The following is a 24,464-nucleotide window of genomic DNA, read 5'->3' on the forward strand; positions in this document are numbered from 1 at the left end:
CTTCAGCAAATTGGGTATGTGATAGCTTTCGGTGTTTTGTGAACGTCGAACTTTCGGTTCATTTCGTCTTCACACACCGCAATCTGGCCTTTCGACTCAAATTGCTTGGGTGTTATATGGTCAAGCCTCACGGGCAATTAGTATTGGTTAGCTCAACGCCTCACAGCGCTTACACACCCAACCTATCAACGTCGTAGTCTTCGACGGCCCTTCAGGGAACTCAAGGTCCCAGTGAGATCTCATCTTGAGGCTAGTTTCCCGCTTAGATGCTTTCAGCGGTTATCTATTCCGAACATAGCTACCCGGCAATGCCACTGGCGTGACAACCGGAACACCAGAGGTTCGTCCACTCCGGTCCTCTCGTACTAGGAGCAGCCCCTCTCAAATCTCAAACGTCCACGGCAGATAGGGACCGAACTGTCTCACGACGTTCTAAACCCAGCTCGCGTACCACTTTAAATGGCGAACAGCCATACCCTTGGGACCGGCTTCAGCCCCAGGATGTGATGAGCCGACATCGAGGTGCCAAACACCGCCGTCGATATGAACTCTTGGGCGGTATCAGCCTGTTATCCCCGGAGTACCTTTTATCCGTTGAGCGATGGCCCTTCCATACAGAACCACCGGATCACTAAGACCTACTTTCGTACCTGCTCGACGTGTCTGTCTCGCAGTCAAGCGCGCTTTTGCCTTTATACTCTACGACCGATTTCCGACCGGTCTGAGCGCACCTTCGTACTCCTCCGTTACTCTTTAGGAGGAGACCGCCCCAGTCAAACTACCCACCATACACTGTCCTCGATCCGGATAACGGACCTGAGTTAGAACCTCAAAGTTGCCAGGGTGGTATTTCAAGGTTGGCTCCACGCAGACTGGCGTCCACGCTTCAAAGCCTCCCACCTATCCTACACAAGCAAATTCAAAGTCCAGTGCAAAGCTATAGTAAAGGTTCACGGGGTCTTTCCGTCTAGCCGCGGATACACTGCATCTTCACAGCGATTTCAATTTCACTGAGTCTCGGGTGGAGACAGCGCCGCCATCGTTACGCCATTCGTGCAGGTCGGAACTTACCCGACAAGGAATTTCGCTACCTTAGGACCGTTATAGTTACGGCCGCCGTTTACCGGGGCTTCGATCAAGAGCTTCGCGTTAGCTAACCCCATCAATTAACCTTCCGGCACCGGGCAGGCGTCACACCCTATACGTCCACTTTCGTGTTTGCAGAGTGCTGTGTTTTTAATAAACAGTCGCAGCGGCCTGGTATCTTCGACCGGCATGAGCTTACGGAGCAAGTCCTTCACCCTCACCGGCGCACCTTCTCCCGAAGTTACGGTGCCATTTTGCCTAGTTCCTTCACCCGAGTTCTCTCAAGCGCCTTGGTATTCTCTACCCAACCACCTGTGTCGGTTTGGGGTACGGTTCCTGGTTACCTGAAGCTTAGAAGCTTTTCTTGGAAGCATGGCATCAACCACTTCGTTAACTAAAAGTTAACTCGTCATCAGCTCTCGGCCTTAGAATCCCGGATTTACCTAAGATTCCAGCCTACCACCTTAAACTTGGACAACCAACGCCAAGCTGGCCTAGCCTTCTCCGTCCCTCCATCGCAATAACCAGAAGTACAGGAATATTAACCTGTTTTCCATCGACTACGCTTTTCAGCCTCGCCTTAGGGACCGACTAACCCTGCGTCGATTAACGTTGCGCAGGAAACCTTGGTCTTTCGGCGTGGGTGTTTTTCACACCCATTGTCGTTACTCATGTCAGCATTCGCACTTCTGATACCTCCAGCAAGCTTCTCAACTCACCTTCACAGGCTTACAGAACGCTCCTCTACCGCATCACTTACGTGATACCCGTAGCTTCGGTGTATGGTTTGAGCCCCGTTACATCTTCCGCGCAGGCCGACTCGACTAGTGAGCTATTACGCTTTCTTTAAAGGGTGGCTGCTTCTAAGCCAACCTCCTAGCTGTCTAAGCCTTCCCACATCGTTTCCCACTTAACCATAACTTTGGGACCTTAGCTGACGGTCTGGGTTGTTTCCCTTTTCACGACGGACGTTAGCACCCGCCGTGTGTCTCCCATGCTCGGCACTTGTAGGTATTCGGAGTTTGCATCGGTTTGGTAAGTCGGGATGACCCCCTAGCCGAAACAGTGCTCTACCCCCTACAGTGATACATGAGGCGCTACCTAAATAGCTTTCGAGGAGAACCAGCTATCTCCGAGCTTGATTAGCCTTTCACTCCGATCCACAGGTCATCCGCTAACTTTTCAACGGTAGTCGGTTCGGTCCTCCAGTTAGTGTTACCCAACCTTCAACCTGCCCATGGATAGATCGCCCGGTTTCGGGTCTATTCCCAGCGACTAGACGCCCTATTAAGACTCGCTTTCGCTACGCCTCCCCTATTCGGTTAAGCTCGCCACTGAAAATAAGTCGCTGACCCATTATACAAAAGGTACGCAGTCACAGAACAAAGTCTGCTCCCACTGCTTGTACGCATACGGTTTCAGGATCTATTTCACTCCCCTCTCCGGGGTTCTTTTCGCCTTTCCCTCACGGTACTAGTTCACTATCGGTCAGTCAGTAGTATTTAGCCTTGGAGGATGGTCCCCCCATATTCAGACAAAGTTTCTCGTGCTCCGTCCTACTCGATTTCATGACTAAGAGATTTTCGCGTACAGGGCTATCACCCACTATGGCCGCACTTTCCAGAGCGTTCCGCTAATCTCAAAGCCACTTAAGGGCTAGTCCCCGTTCGCTCGCCACTACTAAGGGAATCTCGGTTGATTTCTTTTCCTCAGGGTACTTAGATGTTTCAGTTCCCCTGGTTCGCCCCTTACACCTATGTATTCAGTGTAAGGTAACCATCTTATGATGGCTGGGTTCCCCCATTCAGACATCTCCGGATCAAAGTCTGTTTGCCGACTCCCCGAAGCTTTTCGCAGGCTACCACGTCTTTCATCGCCTCTGACTGCCAAGGCATCCACCGTATGCGCTTCTTCACTTGACCATATAACCCCAAGCAATCTGGTTATACTGTGAAGACAACATTCGCCGAAAATTCGAATTTCTCAATTAAGAGAACTCACAAATTTTACCTTAGCCTGATCCGTTACCAGTGAAAGTAACGTTCAGTCTATCTTTCTATCACATACCCAAATTTTTAAAGAACGATCTAATCAAAGACTAGAAATCAACATTCACCATCAACCTGATGGAATGCTCATTTCTAAGCTTTCAAAACTTTCAGAAGCAGTAGTGGTGGAGCCAAACGGGATCGAACCGTTGACCTCCTGCGTGCAAGGCAGGCGCTCTCCCAGCTGAGCTATGGCCCCGTATTTCTACAGGCGTTTCCCACACAAAATTGGTGGGTCTGGGCAGATTCGAACTGCCGACCTCACCCTTATCAGGGGTGCGCTCTAACCAACTGAGCTACAGACCCAATTGCGGGCTGCTTCTTATCGTCTTCTTCAATGAATCAAGCAATTCGTGTGGGAACTTATGGAGCAGCTGATGTCGTCGATTAAGGAGGTGATCCAGCCGCAGGTTCCCCTACGGCTACCTTGTTACGACTTCACCCCAGTCATGAATCACACCGTGGTAACCGTCCTCCCGAAGGTTAGACTAGCTACTTCTGGTGCAACCCACTCCCATGGTGTGACGGGCGGTGTGTACAAGGCCCGGGAACGTATTCACCGCGACATTCTGATTCGCGATTACTAGCGATTCCGACTTCACGCAGTCGAGTTGCAGACTGCGATCCGGACTACGATCGGTTTTATGGGATTAGCTCCACCTCGCGGCTTGGCAACCCTCTGTACCGACCATTGTAGCACGTGTGTAGCCCAGGCCGTAAGGGCCATGATGACTTGACGTCATCCCCACCTTCCTCCGGTTTGTCACCGGCAGTCTCCTTAGAGTGCCCACCATTACGTGCTGGTAACTAAGGACAAGGGTTGCGCTCGTTACGGGACTTAACCCAACATCTCACGACACGAGCTGACGACAGCCATGCAGCACCTGTCTCAATGTTCCCGAAGGCACCAATCTATCTCTAGAAAGTTCATTGGATGTCAAGGCCTGGTAAGGTTCTTCGCGTTGCTTCGAATTAAACCACATGCTCCACCGCTTGTGCGGGCCCCCGTCAATTCATTTGAGTTTTAACCTTGCGGCCGTACTCCCCAGGCGGTCAACTTAATGCGTTAGCTGCGCCACTAAAAGCTCAAGGCTTCCAACGGCTAGTTGACATCGTTTACGGCGTGGACTACCAGGGTATCTAATCCTGTTTGCTCCCCACGCTTTCGCACCTCAGTGTCAGTATTAGTCCAGGTGGTCGCCTTCGCCACTGGTGTTCCTTCCTATATCTACGCATTTCACCGCTACACAGGAAATTCCACCACCCTCTACCATACTCTAGTCAGTCAGTTTTGAATGCAGTTCCCAGGTTGAGCCCGGGGATTTCACATCCAACTTAACAAACCACCTACGCGCGCTTTACGCCCAGTAATTCCGATTAACGCTTGCACCCTCTGTATTACCGCGGCTGCTGGCACAGAGTTAGCCGGTGCTTATTCTGTCGGTAACGTCAAAACAATTACGTATTAGGTAACTGCCCTTCCTCCCAACTTAAAGTGCTTTACAATCCGAAGACCTTCTTCACACACGCGGCATGGCTGGATCAGGCTTTCGCCCATTGTCCAATATTCCCCACTGCTGCCTCCCGTAGGAGTCTGGACCGTGTCTCAGTTCCAGTGTGACTGATCATCCTCTCAGACCAGTTACGGATCGTCGCCTTGGTGAGCCATTACCTCACCAACTAGCTAATCCGACCTAGGCTCATCTGATAGCGCAAGGCCCGAAGGTCCCCTGCTTTCTCCCGTAGGACGTATGCGGTATTAGCGTCCGTTTCCGAACGTTATCCCCCACTACCAGGCAGATTCCTAGGCATTACTCACCCGTCCGCCGCTCTCAAGAGAAGCAAGCTTCTCTCTACCGCTCGACTTGCATGTGTTAGGCCTGCCGCCAGCGTTCAATCTGAGCCATGATCAAACTCTTCAGTTCAAACATCTTTGGGTTTTTAAGAAACCCTAAACTTGGCTCAGCAATCGTTGGTTACATCTTTGATTTCTCGCGGAGTAACTTGTGATGCTGATAATCTTGTTGACTATCAGTCTGACTCCACAAGCACCCACACGAATTGCTTGATTCAGTTGTTAAAGAGCGGTTGGTTAAGATCTTTCGTCTCAACCGAGGCGCGCATTCTACAGCAGCCTCATTTGCTGTCAAGTGATTATTTTCAGAAGTTTTCGAAGATTTCTTCAACAACTTCAACCACTTGCGCTTCCGATCTCTCGTTAGCGGGAGGCGAATTCTACAGCGTTACACGCTGCTGTCAACACCTCTTTTTCTCCGCTTTCGACCGAGAAGATCGAAACGTTAATAGAGCCAAACAACACCGCTCTACCAACTCCTTCTGGGCTTCGATGAACTGAAGCAACTCACTGTCGAATTCTGCGTAACTCTTTGTTTACCAAGGAGTTTTCCGTTTCGACTGCGCCGGAAGTGGGGCGAATTATAGACAGATATAATTCGCCGTCAACACTTAATTTCAGGTTTATTCGGATTTGAGCGTAATACGCGCAAATGCCTTCTTACCGGCCTGGCAGACATGGGTTGCGCCCAGCTCGTATATAAAGGTGCGATCAACCACTTCACCATCTATACGCACACCACCGGAACCTAGAAGGTCCCGCGCAACCGCCGAGTTCTTCACCAAGCCCGCCTTATTAAGGACAGCGGCAATCGGCATTGCCTCAGCAGCAGTCAGCTCAATCTCCGGAAGATCGTCCGGCAGCTCGCCATCCTTCATACGGTTACCGGCCGCACGATGAGCACTGGCCGCAGCCTCCTCACCATGGAAGCGCGCAACGATCTCTTCCGCCAGCTTGATCTTCACGTCACGCGGATTGGCACCCGCCCCTACATCAGCACGCAGCGCATTGATCTCGTCCATCGAGCGGAAGCTCAATAGCTCGAAGTAACGCCACATCAACGCATCAGGAATCGAAACCAGCTTGCCGTACATAACACCAGGCGCCTCCTGGATACCCACATAGTTACCCAAGGACTTGGACATCTTCTTGACGCCATCCAAACCCTCCAGCAACGGCATAGTCAGAATGCACTGCGCCTCTTGCCCGTACGCTCGCTGCAACTCGCGCCCCATCAGCAGATTGAACTTCTGATCAGTACCGCCCAGCTCAACGTCCGCGCGCAGCGCCACCGAGTCATAGCCCTGCACCAGCGGGTACAGGAACTCGTGAATCGCAATCGGCTGATTGGTGGAGTAGCGCTTGTCAAAGTCATCGCGCTCAAGCATGCGCGCCACGGTGTATTGCGATGTCAGGCGAATGAAGTCCGCCGGCCCCATCTGGTCCATCCAGGTGGAGTTGAACGCCACCTCGGTCTTGGCCGGGTCGAGAATCTTGAACACCTGGGTCTTGTAGGTCTCGGCATTATCGAGAACCTGCTCACGAGTCAGCGGTGGGCGCGTTGCGCTTTTGCCGCTCGGATCACCGATCATCCCGGTGAAGTCACCTATAAGGAAGATGACCTGATGCCCCAGCTCCTGGAACTGGCGCAGCTTATTAATAAGCACGGTATGACCCAGGTGCAGATCCGGCGCCGTCGGATCGAAGCCAGCCTTAATACGCAGGGGTTGGCCACGCTTGAGCTTTTCGATCAGCTCGGCCTCGACCAACAGTTCTTCCGCACCACGTTTTATCAGCGCTAGCTGCTCTTCAACCGACTTCATAACAGACCCGCAAGGCTCAGATTCAAAAGGGAACCAACCATACAAGATCAGGGACTAATTACAAGTTTTGCCCTGCGCACGGACACCGTTCAGCAAGCCCAGCGTTCGCGAGCTTGCGCCACAGATGATTTGGTTATATTTTATACAGTTATTTCATCTTCATCATGTCATTCATCTTTTCCATTTCATCTTCAAAGTCAAAATTACTTATGACCACAGAACCGTCTAAAGCGCCGCCGCTTTACCCGAAGACCCACCTGCTCGCCGCAAGTGGTATCGCCGCCCTTCTCAGCCTGGCACTCCTGGTATTCCCTTCCAGTGACGTAGAAGCCAAACGAACATCCCTGAGCCTTGACCTGGAAAGTCCAGTTGAACAACTGACACAAGATCAAGACGCTGCCGACGCGCAACAAGCCACAAATGCACCTGTTGAATCCCCGTTCGCACAGATAGAAAGCACGCCCGAAGACACCAAGCAAGCGACTCAAGAGCAGCCAGCCGCAGTCGCAGCCAAGAACCCGCTGCATCGCGAAGTGATCGTGGCCAAAGGCGACACGCTGTCAACGCTGTTCGAAAAGGTCGGATTGCCTGCTGCTACTGTTAATGAGGTGCTGGCCAGCGATAAACAAGCCAAGCAGTTCACCCAGCTCAAACACGGCCAGAAGCTTGAGTTCGAATTGGCGCCCAACGGCCAACTCAACAACCTGCACAGCAGCGTCAGCGATCTCGAAACCATCACCCTGACCAAGGGTGCCAAAGGCTTCGCGTTCAACCGTGTCACCACCAAACCGGTGATGCGCTCCGCCTACGTACACGGCGTAATCAATAGCTCGCTGTCACAATCGGCTGCACGCGCCGGCTTGTCCCACAGCATGACCATGGACATGGCCAGTGTGTTTGGCTACGACATCGACTTCGCCCAGGACATTCGCCAGGGCGACGAATTCGACGTGATCTATGAGCAGAAAGTAGCCAACGGCAAAGTCGTCGGCACCGGCAATATCCTGTCCGCACGCTTCACCAACCGCGGCAAGACCTATACCGCCGTTCGCTACACCAACAAACAAGGCAACAGCAGCTACTACACGGCTGACGGCAACAGCATGCGCAAGGCGTTCATCCGTACCCCGGTGGATTTCGCCCGCATCAGCTCGCGCTTCTCGATGGGCCGCAAGCACCCGATCCTGAACAAGATCCGCGCCCACAAAGGCGTCGACTATGCAGCGCCACGCGGCACGCCGATCAAAGCAGCCGGTGACGGCAAGGTTCTGCTCGCAGGGCGCCGCGGCGGCTACGGCAATACCGTGATCATCCAGCACGGCAACACTTACCGCACGCTGTATGGCCACATGCAAGGGTTCGCCAAGGGCGTGTCGACCGGCAGCAACGTTAAGCAAGGCCAGGTTATTGGCTATATCGGCACCACGGGCCTGTCCACCGGCCCGCACCTGCACTATGAATTCCAGGTGAACGGCGTCCACGTCGATCCATTGGGCCAGAAGTTGCCGATGGCCGACCCGATCGCCAAGGCCGAGCGCGCGCGCTTCCTGCAACAAAGCCAGCCGTTGATGGCGCGCATGGACCAGGAGCGCTCCACCCTTCTGGCTTCGGCGAAGCGCTAAGGCATGCCGCTCTATATAGGTGTGATGTCCGGGACCAGCCTCGATGGCCTGGACATCGCCCTGATCGAACAAGGCCCAGCGATCAACTTGATCGCCACACACTACATCCCGATGCCCGACAGCTTGCGCACCGAGCTGCTAAGCCTGTGCGCCAGCGGCCCGGACGAAATCGCCCGCTCTGCAATTGCCCAGCAACAGTGGGTGACGCTTGCCGCTCAAGGTATTCATGCCTTACTGCAACAACAGAACCTTAAACCCCAGGACATTCGCGCGATTGGCAGCCACGGGCAGACCATCCGCCACGAGCCTGCCAGGGGCTTTACCGTACAGATCGGCAACCCGGCGCTGCTCACCGAACTGACAAACATCACCGTGGTCAGCGACTTCCGTAGCCGCGACGTTGCCGCCGGTGGCCAGGGTGCGCCTTTAGTGCCAGCCTTTCACGAAGCCTTGTTCGGTGAGCGCAGCGGCAACCGTGCGGTGCTAAACATCGGCGGGTTCAGCAACCTCAGCCTGATCGAGACCGGCAAACCGGTAGCCGGCTTCGACTGCGGCCCGGGCAACGTTTTGCTGGATGCGTGGATTCACCAGCAGCGCGGCGAACACTTTGATCGCGACGGCCAGTGGGCCGCCAGTGGCAAGGTCGAGTCTCAACTACTCAATGCCCTGCTCAGCGACCCCTTCTTCCTGACCAAAGGCCCGAAAAGCACCGGGCGTGAAGTCTTCAACCTGGGATGGCTGCAACAGCACCTTGGCAGATTGCCGGCATTTGAACCCCAGGATGTACAAGCAACCCTGCTTGAGCTGACGGCATTGACCATCGTTGAGTCCCTGCAAACCGCACAGTCAGCGACTGAAACGCTACTGGTCTGTGGCGGCGGCGCGCATAACGCCACGCTGATGAGCCGTCTGGCGGCGCTTCTGCCTTCCACCCAGGTCAGCAGCACGGCCACCCACGGCGTCGATCCAGACTGGGTTGAAGCCATGGCCTTCGCCTGGCTGGCGCATTGCTGCCTCGAAGGCATTGCCGCCAACCGCCCCAGCGTCACCGGCGCCCAGGGGCTGCGGGTATTAGGCGCGATCTACCCGGCCTGACGCCTTCATAATCCGCAGACAGCAAAACGCCGCTTGGCCTATCAAAGCCAAGCGGCGTTTTTGCATCCGCTGTCGATCAGATCGAGAACGAAGACCCGCAACCACAAGTCGTGGTGGCATTAGGGTTCTTGATCACGAAACGCGAACCTTCCAGACCTTCCTGGTAATCCACCTCGGCACCTACCAGGTATTGGAAGCTCATCGGGTCCACGACCAGGCTGACGCCCTCGCGCTCAACGATGGTGTCGTCATCGGCTACATCTTCATCGAAGGTAAAACCGTACTGAAACCCTGAACAACCGCCGCCCGTAACAAATACGCGCAGCTTCAAGCGATCATTACCCTCTTCATCGACCAGGCTCTTCACCTTGTGCGCAGCACCATGGGTAAATTGCAAAGCCGTGGGGGTGAAGGACTCAACGCTCATGCTGATAATCTCCCGGCGTACCGCCGCCATATGCGTAATGCCGGGCATTATCCGCTTCTCCTAGAAAAGCGGTCAACTATTGTTACGGTATATCAATCTGCGCTGCCGCCATTAAAAACACAAAAGGCCCGATCAACGGGCCTTTTGCACAGCGCCAGCCAAGCCTTACGGCAGCATGCCTGCGTGGGACAAGCCCAGCTTCTCATCCAGGCCGAACAGGATGTTCAAGTTCTGCACCGCCTGGCCCGACGCGCCCTTGACCAGGTTATCGATCACCGACAGCACCACGACCAAGTCGCCATCCTGTGGACGGTGCACGGCAATACGGCACACATTGGCACCGCGCACGCTGCGGGTTTCCGGGTGACTACCGGCCGGCATGACATCGACGAACGGTTCATTGGCATAGCGTTTTTCAAACAAGGCTTGCAGGTCTACCGAGCGATCGACCACGGTGGCGTACAAGGTTGAGTGAATACCACGGATCATCGGCGTCAGGTGCGGCACGAAGGTCAGGCCCACGTCTTTGCCGGCAGCGCGACGCAGCCCCTGGCGGATTTCCGGCAAGTGGCGATGCCCTTTTACCGCGTAGGCCTTCATGCTTTCCGACGTCTCGGAGTACAGCGAACCTACAGCAGCACCACGACCAGCACCGCTGACGCCCGACTTGCAGTCGGCGATCAGGCGCGAAGTATCCGCAAGACCCGCTTCCAGCAACGGCAGGAAACCCAGCTGCGTCGCGGTTGGATAGCAACCCGGCACGGCGATCAGGCGCGCTTGCTTGATCTGTTCACGATTGACTTCCGGCAGGCCGTACACCGCCTCTTCCAACAATTCGGGTGCGCCGTGTGGCTGGCCGTACCACTTGGCCCACTCATCAGCGTCCTGCAGACGGAAGTCGGCCGACAGGTCGATGACCTTGGTGCCGGCGGCCAGCAGTTCGCCAGCCAGTGCGTGAGCTACGCCGTGAGGCGTGGCAAAGAACACCACATCACAGGCGCCCAGTGTCTTGATGTCCGGCACGCTGAACGCCAGACCATCGTAGTGGCCTCGCAGGTTCGGGTACATATCGGCCACGGCCAGCCCGGCCTCGGATCGGGAGGTAATAACCACCACCTCAGCTTGCGGATGCTGAGCCAACAGACGCAGCAATTCGACACCGGTGTAACCCGTGCCGCCGACGATACCGACCTTGACCATAAACCTGCCCTCAACGAACCCACTGGAAAGCCGTCGATAATAGGGGCCGTATCGTCCTGCGACAACCGTCAACGTGACGTACGGGCGCATGAGCCACTACTATCTTCAGTTACCGTGAACCTGGGAATAACTAGAAATGCTCTATCTATGGATCAAAGCCTTCCACATTGTCAGCATCGTCTGCTGGTTTGCCGGGCTGTTCTACCTGCCACGCCTGTTCGTCTACCATGCGCAAAGCGAGGACACCGTCAGCAAAGAACGCTTCAGCGTCATGGAACGCAAGCTCTACCGCGGCATCATGGGCCCGGCGATGATCGCCAGCCTGATCTTCGGCGGCTGGCTGATCTACCTCAACCCTGCCATCTTTCAATCCGGCGCATGGATCCATGCCAAGCTGACCCTGGTCGTGCTGCTGATCGGCTACCACCATATGTGCGGCGCACAGGTAAAACGCTTTGCCCGTGGCGAAAACACCCGCAGCCATGTCTTTTATCGCTGGTTCAATGAAGTGCCGGTTCTGATATTGCTGGCTATCGTAATTTTGGTCGTGGTCAAACCGTTCTAACTTCAATTACACGGGGTACCTCCAATGTCGCTGCCCGCTTCTCTTGAACAACGTCTGCGCCTGCCTGTCGTGGTGGCGCCGATGTTCCTGATTTCCAATCCGCAACTGGTCCTGGCCTGCTGCCGCAATGGCGTAGTCGGGAGTTTCCCGGCCCTCAACCAGCACGAAAGCAGTGGTTTCAAGGCCTGGCTGGAAGAAATCGAAGCGGGCCTGGCGCAGCTGGACAACCCCGCGCCGTATGCCGTGAACCTGATCGTGCATAACAGCAACCCGCGCCTGGAAGCTGACCTGGCGATCTGCGTGGAACACAAAGTGCCGATCGTCATTACCAGCCTGGGCGCGGTGAAGGAACTGGTGGATGCCGTGCACAGTTACGGCGGCCTGGTGTTTCACGATGTCACCACGCGGCGTCATGCCGAAAAAGCGGCAGAAGCCGGCGTCGATGGCCTGATCGCCGTGGCTGCAGGCGCCGGGGGCCATGCCGGCACCTGGAGCCCGTTCGCGCTGATCGCCGAGATTCGCCAGTTCTTCGACAAAACCCTGCTGTTGGCCGGCTGCCTCAACCATGGGCACGAAGTCCTCGCCGCCCAGTTGCTGGGCGCAGACCTCGCCTATTTCGGCACGCGCTTTATCGGCACCACCGAAAGCCACGCCCCGGATGCCTATAAAGAGATGCTGCTCACATCGCGCGCCGCCGACATCGTGCACACTCCCGCAGTCTCCGGCGTACCCGCCAGCTTTATGCGCCAGAGCCTGGAAAACGCCGGCTTCGACCTCGCTGCCCTGCAGGGCAAAGGTGAGGTCAACTTCGGCTCCAAGCTCAAACCGTTGAGCGACGAGGCCAAGGCCTGGAAGACTGTATGGTCAGCCGGTCAAGGCGTTGGTGAGATTGATGACTTGCCCAGCGTCGATGAACTGATTGCGCGCCTGGATGCCGAATATCGCAAGGCGCGCGAGCAGGCCACCCAGTTACAATGGCCACGCTGACAATCGCCGGGTCTGCTGATAAAAGCCGACCTGCACTCCCCTTCCTGATCAAGTGACAAGGATGCCCGCATGAGCGACAACCGTTTCAAGATTGTGTTTGACGGAGCCTTGCTCCCGGGTGTCGAAAGCACCACCGCCAAACTGAACCTCGCCGAGCTGTTCAAGAGCGACGTAGAGGCTATCGAAAAACTCTTCACCGGCCGCCCGGTTGCGCTCAAGCGTGACCTGTCGCGCTCCGATGCCGACACTTACCTCACCGCGCTGAAAAACGCCGGGCTCGACGCACGCATCGAGCCTGAGCAACCCGTGGCATTCAGCCTGGCTGAAGCGCACGAGACGGATTCAGGCAGCGCCGACTTCTCGCGCCCCGCCGCTTCGCCCTATGCGCCGCCGCGTGCGGCTGTGGGTGACCACACTGGCGAATTCTCGACGCTCAAGGTTTTCACCATCCACGGGCGCATCGGCCGTCTGCGTTACCTCGCCTGGACGCTGGTGTTGACCATCGCCATGCTCGTGGCCGGGGGCATCATTTCCACCGCAGGCTTCGCCGTGGCAACCGCTTCGCCGACGGCAGGCATCATTCTCGGTTCGCTGCTGGGTTTTGCGTTGTTTGTGGCGATTGTCTGGGTCAGCGTGCAAATCGGTGTGCAGCGTCTGCACGACCTCGGGTGGTCCGGCTGGCTGTACTTCCTGAACCTGGTGCCCTTCGTAAACAGTATTTTCCCACTCTTGCTGATGGTATTGCCGGGCAATACCGGCGCCAACCAGTACGGCCCTCCACCACCGCGTAACTCCACGGCGGTAAAAGTATTGGCCACGCTGTGGCTGGCGTTCATTCCGGTGATGCTCGCCATCGTGGTTACGCTGGGCATGAACGGCTACTTGAATCAGCTCGAAGCCAACATGGACAGCAGCTACGAAAGCAGCTCCATCAACGCCGATGACGACGCCGATCAAAGCGTGATCGTTGATGAAGAAGAAGGCGCGCAAAGTGCTGAGGACACGGCCGAACCTGTAGACTCTCCAGAACAGTGAAGAAACGCCCGCCGCCTGTGATGCCTCTGTCACAGGCCCGGCGGCGTTGCGATGGAGAAAGGCATGACCCGTTACGCTCTGATCACCGGTGCCTCCAGCGGCATCGGCCTGGCCTTGGCCGAAGCACTGGCCCGTCGCGGCCGCAGCTTGATTCTGGTGGCCCGCCAGCGTGATCAGTTGGAAAGCATTGCACTCGAATTGACTCAACGCTTCGGCGTCGAGGTGCTGTTTCGGGCCTGCGACCTGGGCGAACCCTTGCGTTTGTCCGGGTTCCTGCTGGAGCTTGAAGAAGGCGAGCGGCAGATCGATCTGCTGGTCAACTGCGCCGGCATCGGCACCAGCGGGCCGTTCCTGGCCCAGGACTGGATGACCGAACAAGACCTGATTGAGGTCAACATCCTGGCCCTGACCCGCATGTGTCACGCCCTCGGCAATGCCATGGCGCTGCACGGCGGAGGCCAGATTCTCAACGTTGCCTCGGTCGCAGCCTTTCAACCGGGCCCGTGGATGAGCAGCTACTACGCCAGCAAGGCGTATGTGCTGCACTTCTCCGAAGGCCTGCGTGAAGAACTGAAGACTTGCGGCATCAAGGTCTCGGTGCTTTGCCCTGGCCCTACGCGCACGGCGTTCTTCGGCACTGCGCAAATGGACACGGCCAAACTCGACCGAAGCCAGCAACTGATGAGCCCGGAAGAAGTCGCGCTCTACACCGTTCGGGCGCTGGAAAAAAACAAAGCCATCATCATTCCAGGGCGACGTAACCGCTGGCTGGCATTCAGCCCACGTTTCAGCCCACGCTGGCTGACGCGCAAGATTGCCGGCGCGATCAACAAGGCCTATTGCCCACGCTGACCGCCCGGCTACACTCCCCTGCACTTTCACCATGGAGAAACAGCTGTGGATACTCTGTTCACCAAGATCATCAACCGGGAAATACCGGCGAAGATCATCTATGAAGATGACCAAGTCCTCGCCTTCCACGATATCGCCCCGCAGGCGCCGGTGCATTTTCTGGTTATCCCGAAAAAGCCCATTCGCACCCTCATTGACCTCACCGAAGAAGACAAAGCCCTGGCTGGCCATATTCTGTTCACCGCCCAGCGGCTGGCAGTGGAGCTAGGCTGCGAGAAGGGTTTCCGCGTGGTGATGAACTGCAATGAAGAAGGTGGACAGACCGTCTACCACATCCATATGCATGTGCTGGGTCAACGCCAGATGAACTGGCCACCGGGCTGAGTCTTCGTGGGAGCTTGCGACGGCTTCGCCGTCGGACATGAGCAAGCTCCCTCGCCACAAGGGCAAATTGACTCAGCGCAAACGCATCACCCTCTCTTGCGGTAAACTGGCCGCCGAGATTCCTCCCGGAGGTCAGCATGACTACCCAACGTCACTACTCGCCGATAGACCGTCTGTTGCTGCAAGCCGACATGGCCATGCGCACACTGTTGCCGTTCAGCGGCCAACCGTACCGCCCATCGCCCGCCATCGTGCAGCCGGATGCGCAAATGAGCGAGACCGACACCCGCCACGTCGCCGGCCTGATGCGCATCAACCATACCGGTGAAGTCTGTGCCCAGGCGTTGTACCAGGGTCAGGCGCTGACCGCCAAGCTGCCGCAAGTGCGCGCGGCGATGGAACATGCGGCCGAAGAAGAAATCGACCACCTGGCCTGGTGCGAGCAACGCATTCGTCAGTTGGGCAGCCACCCCAGCGTGCTGAACCCATTGTTTTACGGTTTGTCGTTTGGCATCGGCGCCGCTGCCGGCTTGATCAGCGACAAGGTCAGCCTCGGGTTTGTCGCTGCGACGGAACATCAGGTGTGCAAGCATCTGGATGAACACCTCGAGCAACTGCCGGCCGAAGACGAAAAGTCTCGCGCCATTCTCGAGCAGATGCGCATTGATGAAGAACATCACGCAGACAGCGCGCTGGACGCCGGCGGCTTCCGCTTCCCGGCGCCGGTCAGGTTTGGCATGAGCCTGTTGGCCAAGGTCATGACCAAAAGCACCTATCGAATATAAGTGCAACAAATCTGAGCCACAAAAAAGGGCGCCAGCAAGGCGCCCTTCTTTTTTGCCGATTGGCGATCAACCCAACTCGATGATTTCGTAATCATGGGTGATGGCCACACCGGCCGCGCCGAGCATGATCGACGCCGAGCAATACTTCTCAGCCGACAGCTCGATGGCCCGCTTGACCTGGGCTTCCTTCAGCGCCCGGCCCTTCACCACGAAATGCATATGGATCTTGGTGAACACCTTGGGGTCTTCAGTGGCGCGCTCGGCTTCCAGGAAGGCTTCGCAGCTTTCCACGGCCTGACGGGATTTCTTCAGGATGCTGACCACGTCGAAATTGCTGCAACCGCCGACACCCAGCAGGAGCATTTCCATCGGGCGTACGCCCAGGTTTCGGCCACCGGCTTCCGGCGGGCCATCCATGACCACAACATGGCCGCTGCCCGACTCACCGAGGAACATGGCCTCGCCCGCCCATTGGATGCGTGCCTTCATCGCCCAGACTCCACTGCTAAAAAAGGGTCGCCAGCTTAGCACAGGCCCCTGAAACAGCAGCGCCCTGCATGAAATCGATCAATGACCGCGTTTGGTCGGAAAATTCCCCAATCGAGGCAGAATGTGTCTGGTAAGCTGGCGCCAATTCAATGGCGCATTGCCATCCTTTGTACAGCGTGTATCAATGCCGACACCGCTGGATAAAAAAATAAATCCAACCACACCGTGCAGTCTTTCCGGGATACAACCATGGTTGCTCTTACTCCCACACCCAAGATCAAGAATCTCGACAAGCTGTTGATGCACTGCCAGCGCCGACGTCACCCGGCCAAGCACAACATCATCTGCGCGGGCGAACGTTCCGAAACACTGTTTTTCATTATCAAGGGCTCGGTCACCATCCTGATTGAGGACGAAGACGGCCGCGAGATGATCATCGCCTACCTCAATACTGGCGATTTCTTCGGCGAATTGGGGCTGTTCGAACAAGCGGGCAAAGAGCAGGAGCGTAGCGCCTGGGTGCGCGCCAAGGTCGAGTGTGAAGTTGCCGAAATCAGTTACGCGAAGTTTCGCGAACTGGCCCAGCACGATCCCGACATCCTCTACGCCCTGAGCGGTCAGATTGCCCAGCGCCTGCGCGACACCACGCGCAAAGTCGGCGACCTGGCGTTCTTCGACGTCACCGGCCGCGTGGCCCGTTGCCTGCTGGAGCTGTGCAAACAGCCCGACGCCATGACTCACCCGGATGGCATGCAGATCAAAGTCACGCGCCAGGAAATCGGGCGCATTGTCGGCTGCTCACGGGAAATGGTCGGGCGCGTGCTCAAGGACCTGGAAGAACGCAACCTGGTGCACGTCAAAGGCAAAACAATGGTGGTGTTCGGTACGCGTTAACCCGGCAGGAAGCCGGCCAGCATTTGACGGTACAAGGTATCCAGCCGGCTGATCGCATCCGGCGCGGCAAACGCTTCGTGCAGCGCGATATGGCTGTCGGCACGTACTCGCTGGTCGAGGCCACAGGCTTCATTAAAACGGTTGACCGCTGCAATCAATGCCTCGCGATCGTTATCCAGCAACAACGCACCGTGCACCAACCCCACCGGGCGGCCACCGCTCTGCCGCCAACGCTGGGCGGTGCCGACCATCTTGCGGCCATTGAGGTTGACGTTGTAGCGACCGTCGCAGAACGCACCGTCGATTTCGCCGACGGACGCATCGCCGCCCAGCTCGATCAACAAGTCGCAGATCGGCTGGCACAAACGCTGGTAGCCAGTTTCGATACGGCCTTGATCGCCTTCGCTGCGCGGCGGCGCGTACACCAGGGCGATATTGACGGTCGCGGCAGACTGCGGCACCGGCTCACCGCCGGTTTCACGCAGCAACACCGGCCAACCGGCATCGGCTGATACCTGGCTGGCGGCGTCAAAGGCGGGTAATCGACTCAAGCGGCGCGGCATGACCAGTGCTTGATCGCTGGGCTGCCAGAACAGTAGCCCGAATTCCTGCTCACCCGCGCAAACGGCGGCCAGCAGGTCTTGCTCGGCAGCGAGGCCTGCTTCGACGGTCATCGCGACTGGCTTGATCATCAAACACCTGCCTATCTAGATAAACACCAAACCCACTGTGGGAGCGGGCTTGTGTGGGAGCCGGGCTTGCCCGCGATGCAAGCAACTCGGTCTTTCAGCCCAATCCAGGTGATGCTATCGCAGGCAAGCCAGCTCCCACACAAACCAGCTGCCACATCGACCGTATTCCAAATCAGTCTAATGTGGAGCCGCTGACCGCCACACCACGCTCGGGGAAGAACAGACGCTGCAGTTCCGCCCCTGGGTTCTCGGCGCGCATAAAGGTCTCGCCGACCAGGAACGAATACACACCGCTGATTTCCATCAGCTCCACATCGGCGCGGTTGACGATGCCACTCTCGGTAATCACCAGACGGTCGCGCGGAATACGCGGCAACAGGTCGAGGGTGTTTTCCAGGCTGACTTCAAACGTGTGCAGGTTACGGTTATTGACGCCCACCAGCGGTGTGTCGAGGGTTTTCAGTGCACGCTCCAGCTCGTCGCCGTCGTGGACTTCCACCAGCACATCCAGGCCGACGCTTTTGGCCACGGCCGCCAGCTCAGCCATCTTCACGTCATCCAGTGCGGAGACGATCAGCAGCACACAGTCAGCGCCCAGGGCACGGGCTTCAACGATTTGATACGGGTCGACCATGAAATCCTTGCGGATCACCGGCAACTTGCACGCGGCGCGGGCCTGTTGCAGGAACAGGTCGGATCCCTGGAAGTAGTCGATATCAGTCAGCACCGACAGGCAGGTTGCGCCGCCCTTCTCATAGCTGGCAGCAATCTCGGCCGGCACAAAGTGCTCGCGGATCACGCCTTTGCTCGGCGAGGCTTTCTTGACCTCGGCGATCACTGCCGGGTGCTTGAGCTTGGCCTGAGCGATCAGGGCCTTGGCAAAACCACGCGGCGCATCGGCGGCCTTCGCTTGGGCTTCCAGCTCGGCCAGACTGACGCGCGCGCGGCGCTCAGCAACTTCTTCAGCCTTGCGGGCCAGGATCTTTTCCAGAACGGTCGGCACACTCATCCTTCATTCTCCATCTTGAATACAGCGGTGAATGCTCCCAGCTCTTCGAGCTTTTCGCGAGCCAGACCGGTGTGCAATGCATCGTGGGCCAAGGCGACACCTTCTGTAAGACTATAGGCGTGGTCCGCCGCGTAAAGTGCAGCGCCAGCATTCAGAACAATCATTTCTGCCGCTTTCTGGCCGTTTTCCGTTTTGCGACGCCCCAAGGCATCACGGATCAGTTCCAGTGAGGCTGCCGGGCTTTCCACCGACAGCCCATGCAAACTCTGGCTTTTCATGCCGAGGTCTTCGGGTTCGACCCAATACTCAGTGACCTGGTCATTCTTCAGCTCCGCCACAAAGGTCGGCGCCGCCAGGCTGAATTCGTCCAGGCCGTCTTTGGAATGCACCACCAGCACGTGTTTGCTGCCCAGGCGTTGCAACACTTCGGCCAACGGGCGGCACAGCGCCTGGCTGAACACGCCGACTACCTGATGTTTCACGCCGGCCGGATTCGTAAGCGGGCCGAGCATGTTGAACAGGGTGCGCAGGCCCAGGTCCTTGCGCGGGCCGGCAGCGTGTTTCATCGCGCCGTGGTGGGATTGGGCAAACATGAAACCAATGCCGACGCTGTCGATGCAGCGCGCCACTTGTACCGGCGTCAGGTTCAGGTAGATACCGGCCGCCTCCAGCAAGTCGGCGCTGCCGCTTTTGCCGGAAACCGCACGGTTACCGTGCTTGGCCACGGTGCAGCCAGCCGCCGCGACCACGAAGGAGGAAGCCGTCGACACGTTGAAAATATTTGCACCGTCACCGCCGGTGCCGACCACGTCGACCACGCCGTCGAGGGTCTTGAGTTCGACTTTATCGGCCAGCTCACGCATCACCGACACGGCGCCGACGATTTCGTCGATGCTTTCGCTCTTCATGCGCATGGCCATCATGAACGCGCCTATCTGCGCGTCGCTGCATTGGCCGGTCATGATTTCGCGCATCACATCGCTCATTTCAGCGGTGCTCAGGTCCAGGTGGCCGACGATACGGCTCAGGGCAGTCTTGATATCCATGGAAAGTCCTTAGCGCGTGCCGCCGCTCTGCTTGAGAAAGTTAGCGAACAGCTCGTAGCCCTGCTCGGTCAGGATCGACTCAGGGTGAAATTGCACCCCTTCGATATTCAGTGTCTTGTGGCGCAGGCCCATGATCTCATCGACCGAGCCGTCTTCAAGCTGGGTCCAGGCGGTCAGTTCCAGGCACTCGGGCAGGGTCTCACGCTTGACCACCAGCGAGTGGTAGCGGGTGACCGTCACCGGCAGGTTCAGGCCGTGGAACACCCCGAGGTCTTTATGGAACACCGGGCTGGTCTTGCCATGCATCACTTGGCGCGCACGCACCACATCACCGCCAAAGGCCTGGCCAATGGACTGGTGGCCCAGGCACACGCCCAGGATCGGCAGCTTGCCAGCGAAATACTTGATCGCTTCCAGGGACACACCGGCTTCAGTTGGCGTGCAAGGGCCAGGCGAAACCACGATGCGCTCCGGGTTCAGGGCGGCGATTTCGGCGACTGTCAGTTCATCGTTGCGCACCACCTTGACCTCGGCACCGAGCTCGCCCAGGTACTGCACAACGTTGTAGGTAAAGGAGTCGTAGTTATCAATCATCAGCAACATGTGGGTTCAAACCTCTTGAATTCACTGATTTCAAATGACTGCCTTCCAAGAGAGTGACCCGCTGCCAGACGCACGTTCCGGTTGCCAGGGTTAGCCGGCAAGGGGCGTCAAACAACGGGTGAAGAAGGCAAATCGGTACAGGTCCGGCCGGGCCGGCAGAGAAAAATGTCAGGCGCGCCAACGCCAACGGGCGTGTGCCTTGACTACTCGCATCAAGAGTTTGCTGATGATCAACACGGGGAGGGTCTCGTTCATACGTTCAGGCACAGTAACGTAGCCTCGCCAGCGGTGCAATATGGAGCAGCAAATACGGGGGCCACGACAGAGCCTTTGTGGGAAAAAACTGTTTTCTTCGCAGAAAACCCTCACTACATTGCTAATGTTTCGCTTCCGACACAAAAACAACTAAATGGACTTTTGCATGCTCAGACCACCGTTTTTCGCGCCCCTGGCCGGCTGCCTCCTGTCATTGGCCTGTGCTCAGGCACTGGCGGCGCCGTCGCCTTACTCAACCATGATCGTGTTTGGCGACAGCCTGGCCGACGCCGGCACGTTTCCCGATGGCTCGTCCGGGGCGACGCTGCGCTTTACCAACCGCACCGGGCCGACGTTCCAGGGCGACTATGGCCTGGTTTCATCAACCCTGTTGGGCACCAAGCTGGGCGTCGCGCCCAACGACCTGAATGCCTCCACCTCACCGGTGCGAGCGGCCCAGGGTTTGCCCGACGGCAACAACTGGGCGGTCGGCGGTTACCGCACCGACAACATCCTCGACTCCATCACCTCGGTCTCCGACGCAGCAATTCCGCCCGGCAACCCGGGTGGCGGCACGGTGCTGCGCAGTCGTCAGGGTTATCTCCCGGCCAACGGCGGGCGGGCTGATCCCAACGCGCTGTACTTCCTTTCGGGTGGCGGCAATGACTTCCTGCAGGGCCGCGTCCTCAGCCCAGGCCAAGCGGTTGCGGCCGGTGGGCGCCTGGCGGACAGCGCCCAAGTCCTGCAACAAGCCGGCGCGCGCTACATCATGGTGTGGATGCTGCCCGACCTCGGCCTGACGCCCGCCATTAACGGCACACCGCTGCAGGCGTCGAGTTCGGCCCTGAGCAACATTTTCAACCAGTCACTGGTGCAGCGCCTGTCGCAGATCGACGCGCAGATCATCCCGCTGAATATTCCGCTGCTCTTGAAGGAAACCTTCGCCGACCCTGCGCGCTTTGGCCTGGCGACCGGGCAGAACCTCACCGGCACCTGTTTCAGCGGTAACAGCTGCACCGCCAACCCGGTCTACGGCATTGGCGGCACCAACCCGGACCCGACCAAGCTGATCTACAACGACTCGGTCCACCCCACCATCGCCGGGCAACGCTTGATCGCCGACTACGCCTATTCACTGCTCGCGGCGCCCTGGGAAATGACGCTGCTGCCGGAAATGGCCCAAGGCACGTTGCGCGCCCACCAGGATGAGCTGCGCAACCAATGGCAGGCGGACAACGGTAACTGGCAAGCGGTTGGTCAATGGCGCGCAATTGTCGCGGGTGGCGGCCAGCACCTGGATTTCGATGACCAAAGCAGCTCAGCCAGCGGTGACGGCAGTGGCTACAACCTGAATATCGGCGGCAGTTACCGGCTCGACGAAAACTGGCGCGTCGGCGTAGCAGCCGGCCTGTATCGGCAGACGCTCGAAGCTGGCGCCAGCGATTCGGACTACAAGCTCAACAGCTACATGGGCACCGCGTTCGCGCAGTATCAGCAAAATCACTGGTGGGCCGATGCCGCGCTGACCGGCGGCAAGCTGGACTTCGACAGCCTCAAGCGCAAGTTCGCCCTGGGCGTGAGCGAAGGCTCGGAAAAAGGCGACACCGACGGCTGGCTCTGGGCCTTGAGCGGCCGGTTGGGCTATGACATCGCCGGAGCCGGCAGCGACTGGCACCTGTCGCCGTTCATTAGCGCCGACTATGCGCGGGTCGAAGTGGACGGCTATTCGGAAAAAGACAACCGCTCTACCGCGCTGACCTTTGATGATCAACAACGCGACTCCAAGCGCCTCGGCGTCGGCCTGCAGGGCAGCTACCGGGTCACGCCGCAAACCCAGGTGTTTGGCGAAGTGGCCCACGAGCATGAGTTCGAAAACGACACGCAAAAGGTGAAGATGTCACTCAACAGCGTGCCAGGCATCGACTTCAAGCTGGACGGCTACACGCCACGCAGCAATTCGGACCGTTTGAGTGTGGGTGTCAGCCATAAGCTGACTCAGGAGCTGGCGCTGCGGGCGGCGTATAACGTGAGGAAGGATGACAATTTGACCCAGCAAGGGGTGAGTGTCGGGGTGAGCCTGGATTTCTAAAACGGTCTAGAGCACACCACAAAACAACTGTGGGAGCTGGCTTGCCTGCGATGCAGACACCTCGGTGTATCAGGTACACCCAGGTGATGCTATCGCAGGCAAGCCAGCTCCCACATTTTCCAGCGCCAACAGTCAGTTTTGCGGGGTCTGCTCCGCCAACGCCACCGCCCTGAACATCGCACGGCGCTTGTTCAGGGTTTCTTCCCACTCAAGCGCCGGCACCGAGTCAGCCACAATCCCGCCACCCGCCTGCACATGCAGCTCGCCGTCCTTGATCACCGCCGTGCGGATCGCAATCGCGGTGTCCATGTTGCCGTTCCAGGCAAAATAGCCCACGGCGCCGCCGTACACACCACGCTTGACCGGCTCCAGTTCGTCGATGATTTCCATCGCGCGAATCTTCGGCGCGCCCGACAAGGTGCCGGCCGGCAGAATTGCGCGCAGCGCGTCCATCGCGGTCAGCCCTTCTTTCAGCTCACCGGTAACGTTGGACACAATGTGCATCACGTTGGAATACCGCTCGATGACCATCTTCTCGGTGAGCTTCACCGAACCGATCTCCGAGACGCGCCCGGTGTCGTTGCGGCCCAGGTCGATGAGCATCAAGTGCTCGGCGATTTCCTTGTCGTCGCTCAGCAGGTCTTGTTCCAGCGCCAGGTCGGCCTCTTCAGTCGCACCGCGTGGGCGCGTCCCGGCGATCGGGCGCACGGTGATCAGGTTGTCTTCAACGCGTACCAGCACTTCCGGCGAGCTGCCCACCACGTGGAAGTCGCCGAAGTTGAAGAAGTACATGTACGGCGTCGGGTTGAAGCAACGCAGCGCGCGGTACAGGTCAATCGGCGCAGCCTTGAAGTCGATGGACATGCGTTGCGATGGCACCACCTGCATGCAGTCACCGGCGAGGATGTATTCCTTGATGGTGTCGACCGCGCGCTCGTAGTCATCCTGGGTAAAGCTGGAGCGGAACACCGGGTCGGCGGCCGGCGGACGACTGAGGTCCAGACCACGGCGCGGGGTGATCGGCTGGCGCAGTTTTTCCAGCAGGGCTTCCAGAGCGGCCTGGCCTTGCTCGAACGCGTCGGCCTGGGCTGGGTCGGCGAGGACGATCGCATGCATCTTGCCGGCGAGGTTGTCGAACACCACCACCGCGTCGGAGACCATCAGCAGAATGTCCGGCACACCCAGCGGGTCCGGGTTCGGGCACTTGCCCAAGCGTTTTTCCACGTAGCGCACGCAGTCGTAGCCAAAGTAACCCACCAGGCCACCGTTGAAGCGCGGCAAGCCGGCGATGGTCGGCACGTTGTAGCGCGCCTTGAAGGCTTCGACGAAGGCCAGCGGGTCTTCAACGTCATGGCTTTCGATCTCGACGCCATCCAGCGTGATGCTCACGTGATGGTCGTGCACGCGCAGCACGGTGCGGCACGGCAGGCCGATGATCGAGTAACGGCCCCACTTCTCACCGCCCTGCACCGATTCCAGCAGGTAGGAGTTGGGCTCGTCAGCCAGTTTCAGGTAGATCGACAGCGGCGTATCGAAGTCGGCCAGGGTTTCGCAGGCCAAGGGGATACGGTTATAGCCGGCAGCGGCCAAACGCAGGAATTCTTCGCGGATCATGAGGTGCCT

General features: G+C 57.9%; 19 protein-coding genes, 2 tRNA genes and 2 rRNA genes. 10 read left to right on the forward strand and 13 right to left on the reverse strand.

From position 1 onward, the window contains the following. Nucleotides 1–116: 116 nt before the first annotated feature. The 5 genes from PspR76_RS27660 to tyrS form a co-directional block, all read right to left on the reverse strand. Nucleotides 117–3,008: ribosomal RNA gene (locus tag PspR76_RS27660) — 23S ribosomal RNA — on the reverse strand. Nucleotides 3,009–3,257: 249 nt separating this feature from the next. Next, a tRNA-Ala gene (locus PspR76_RS27665) sits at nt 3,258–3,333 on the reverse strand. Between the two features lie 30 nt (nt 3,334–3,363). Next, a tRNA-Ile gene (locus PspR76_RS27670) sits at nt 3,364–3,440 on the reverse strand. 82 nt (nt 3,441–3,522) lie between these two features. Continuing rightward, nucleotides 3,523–5,059, reverse strand: a 16S ribosomal RNA gene (locus PspR76_RS27675). Together the 16S and 23S rRNA genes with 2 tRNA genes alongside form the textbook arrangement of a ribosomal RNA operon. A 553-nt stretch (nt 5,060–5,612) precedes the next feature. Further along, on the reverse strand, nt 5,613–6,812 hold the full coding sequence (gene tyrS / locus PspR76_RS27685; protein ID WP_159960310.1) for a tyrosine--tRNA ligase: 1,200 nt from the start codon (nt 6,810–6,812) through the stop codon (nt 5,613–5,615). Between the two features lie 209 nt (nt 6,813–7,021). Here tyrS and PspR76_RS27690 point away from each other — a divergent pair, with 209 nt between their 5' ends. Both PspR76_RS27690 and PspR76_RS27695 read left to right on the forward strand, forming a co-directional pair. Then, entirely contained in the window at nt 7,022–8,434 is a 1,413-nt protein-coding gene (locus PspR76_RS27690; protein ID WP_159960312.1) for a peptidoglycan DD-metalloendopeptidase family protein, read from the forward strand. Nucleotides 8,435–8,437: 3 nt separating this feature from the next. Next, the gene (locus PspR76_RS27695; protein WP_159960314.1) at nt 8,438–9,529 is read left to right on the forward strand and encodes an anhydro-N-acetylmuramic acid kinase; all 1,092 of its coding nucleotides are present in this window, start codon (nt 8,438–8,440) and stop codon (nt 9,527–9,529) included. Between the two features lie 76 nt (nt 9,530–9,605). Here the strand turns inward: PspR76_RS27695 and erpA are convergent, their stop codons facing one another. Both erpA and argC read right to left on the reverse strand, forming a co-directional pair. Beyond that, nucleotides 9,606–9,956, reverse strand: a complete 351-nt coding sequence (erpA, locus tag PspR76_RS27700; protein ID WP_057960782.1) for an iron-sulfur cluster insertion protein ErpA — start codon at nt 9,954–9,956, stop codon at nt 9,606–9,608. Nucleotides 9,957–10,121: 165 nt separating this feature from the next. Further along, entirely contained in the window at nt 10,122–11,156 is a 1,035-nt protein-coding gene (gene argC, locus PspR76_RS27705; protein ID WP_017138092.1) for an N-acetyl-gamma-glutamyl-phosphate reductase, read from the reverse strand. A 136-nt stretch (nt 11,157–11,292) separates the two neighbouring features. Between argC and hemJ the strand changes: the two genes are divergently transcribed. The 6 genes from hemJ to coq7 all read left to right on the forward strand — a co-directional run bounded on the left by hemJ (nt 11,293) and on the right by coq7 (nt 15,764). Further along, complete coding sequence (gene hemJ, locus PspR76_RS27710) at nt 11,293–11,721, forward strand: protoporphyrinogen oxidase HemJ (RefSeq protein WP_159960316.1); 429 nt, start codon at nt 11,293–11,295, stop codon at nt 11,719–11,721. Between the two features lie 24 nt (nt 11,722–11,745). Beyond that, on the forward strand, nt 11,746–12,708 hold the full coding sequence (locus PspR76_RS27715; RefSeq protein ID WP_159960318.1) for an NAD(P)H-dependent flavin oxidoreductase: 963 nt from the start codon (nt 11,746–11,748) through the stop codon (nt 12,706–12,708). Nucleotides 12,709–12,777: 69 nt separating this feature from the next. Next, a complete protein-coding gene (locus tag PspR76_RS27720) occupies nt 12,778–13,743 on the forward strand; it encodes a DUF805 domain-containing protein (protein WP_159960320.1) in 966 nt (321 codons plus the stop codon). Nucleotides 13,744–13,806: 63 nt separating this feature from the next. Beyond that, nucleotides 13,807–14,595, forward strand: a complete 789-nt coding sequence (locus PspR76_RS27725) for an SDR family NAD(P)-dependent oxidoreductase (RefSeq protein ID WP_159960322.1) — start codon at nt 13,807–13,809, stop codon at nt 14,593–14,595. Between the two features lie 45 nt (nt 14,596–14,640). Continuing rightward, the gene (locus PspR76_RS27730) at nt 14,641–14,979 is read left to right on the forward strand and encodes a histidine triad nucleotide-binding protein (RefSeq protein ID WP_159960324.1); all 339 of its coding nucleotides are present in this window, start codon (nt 14,641–14,643) and stop codon (nt 14,977–14,979) included. 137 nt (nt 14,980–15,116) lie between these two features. Next, nucleotides 15,117–15,764, forward strand: coding sequence for a 2-polyprenyl-3-methyl-6-methoxy-1,4-benzoquinone monooxygenase (coq7, locus tag PspR76_RS27735; RefSeq protein ID WP_159960326.1), 648 nt, complete (start codon nt 15,117–15,119; stop codon nt 15,762–15,764). 66 nt (nt 15,765–15,830) lie between these two features. Here coq7 and PspR76_RS27740 read toward each other — a convergent pair whose 3' ends face one another. Continuing rightward, nucleotides 15,831–16,253: an OsmC family protein gene (locus PspR76_RS27740; protein ID WP_005792019.1), complete on the reverse strand. Its 423-nt coding sequence runs from the start codon at nt 16,251–16,253 to the stop codon at nt 15,831–15,833. Between the two features lie 249 nt (nt 16,254–16,502). On the opposite strand from PspR76_RS27740, the gene crp reads away from it, so the two are divergent. Then, a complete protein-coding gene (gene crp, locus PspR76_RS27745; protein ID WP_059396577.1) occupies nt 16,503–17,147 on the forward strand; it encodes a cAMP-activated global transcriptional regulator CRP in 645 nt (214 codons plus the stop codon). Here crp and PspR76_RS27750 read toward each other — a convergent pair. The 4 genes from PspR76_RS27750 to PspR76_RS27765 all read right to left on the reverse strand — a co-directional run bounded on the left by PspR76_RS27750 (nt 17,144) and on the right by PspR76_RS27765 (nt 20,497). Next, nucleotides 17,144–17,839, reverse strand: a complete 696-nt coding sequence (locus tag PspR76_RS27750; protein WP_159960328.1) for a lipoate--protein ligase family protein — start codon at nt 17,837–17,839, stop codon at nt 17,144–17,146. The two genes, crp and PspR76_RS27750, sit on opposite strands and share 4 nt — an antisense overlap. Nucleotides 17,840–18,011: 172 nt before the next feature. After that, complete coding sequence (gene trpC, locus PspR76_RS27755) at nt 18,012–18,848, reverse strand: indole-3-glycerol phosphate synthase TrpC (RefSeq protein WP_159960330.1); 837 nt, start codon at nt 18,846–18,848, stop codon at nt 18,012–18,014. Then, a complete protein-coding gene (gene trpD, locus PspR76_RS27760; protein ID WP_159960332.1) occupies nt 18,845–19,894 on the reverse strand; it encodes an anthranilate phosphoribosyltransferase in 1,050 nt (349 codons plus the stop codon). Before trpD ends, trpC begins: the two co-directional genes overlap by 4 nt. A gap of 9 nt (nt 19,895–19,903) precedes the next feature. Then, complete coding sequence (locus PspR76_RS27765) at nt 19,904–20,497, reverse strand: aminodeoxychorismate/anthranilate synthase component II (RefSeq protein WP_094951420.1); 594 nt, start codon at nt 20,495–20,497, stop codon at nt 19,904–19,906. 421 nt (nt 20,498–20,918) lie between these two features. Between PspR76_RS27765 and estP the strand changes: the two genes are divergently transcribed. Beyond that, nucleotides 20,919–22,841 (forward strand): esterase EstP, encoded by a 1,923-nt coding sequence (gene estP / locus PspR76_RS27770; protein WP_159960334.1) that lies wholly within the window; start codon nt 20,919–20,921, stop codon nt 22,839–22,841. Nucleotides 22,842–22,973: 132 nt separating this feature from the next. Here estP and trpE read toward each other — a convergent pair whose 3' ends face one another. Then, nucleotides 22,974–24,455 (reverse strand): anthranilate synthase component I, encoded by a 1,482-nt coding sequence (gene trpE / locus PspR76_RS27775; RefSeq protein ID WP_159960336.1) that lies wholly within the window; start codon nt 24,453–24,455, stop codon nt 22,974–22,976. Nucleotides 24,456–24,464 lie beyond the last annotated feature (9 nt).

Origin of the sequence: Pseudomonas sp. R76, assembly GCF_009834565.1 — a bacterium.
Classification (GTDB): Bacteria; Pseudomonadota; Gammaproteobacteria; order Pseudomonadales; family Pseudomonadaceae; genus Aquipseudomonas.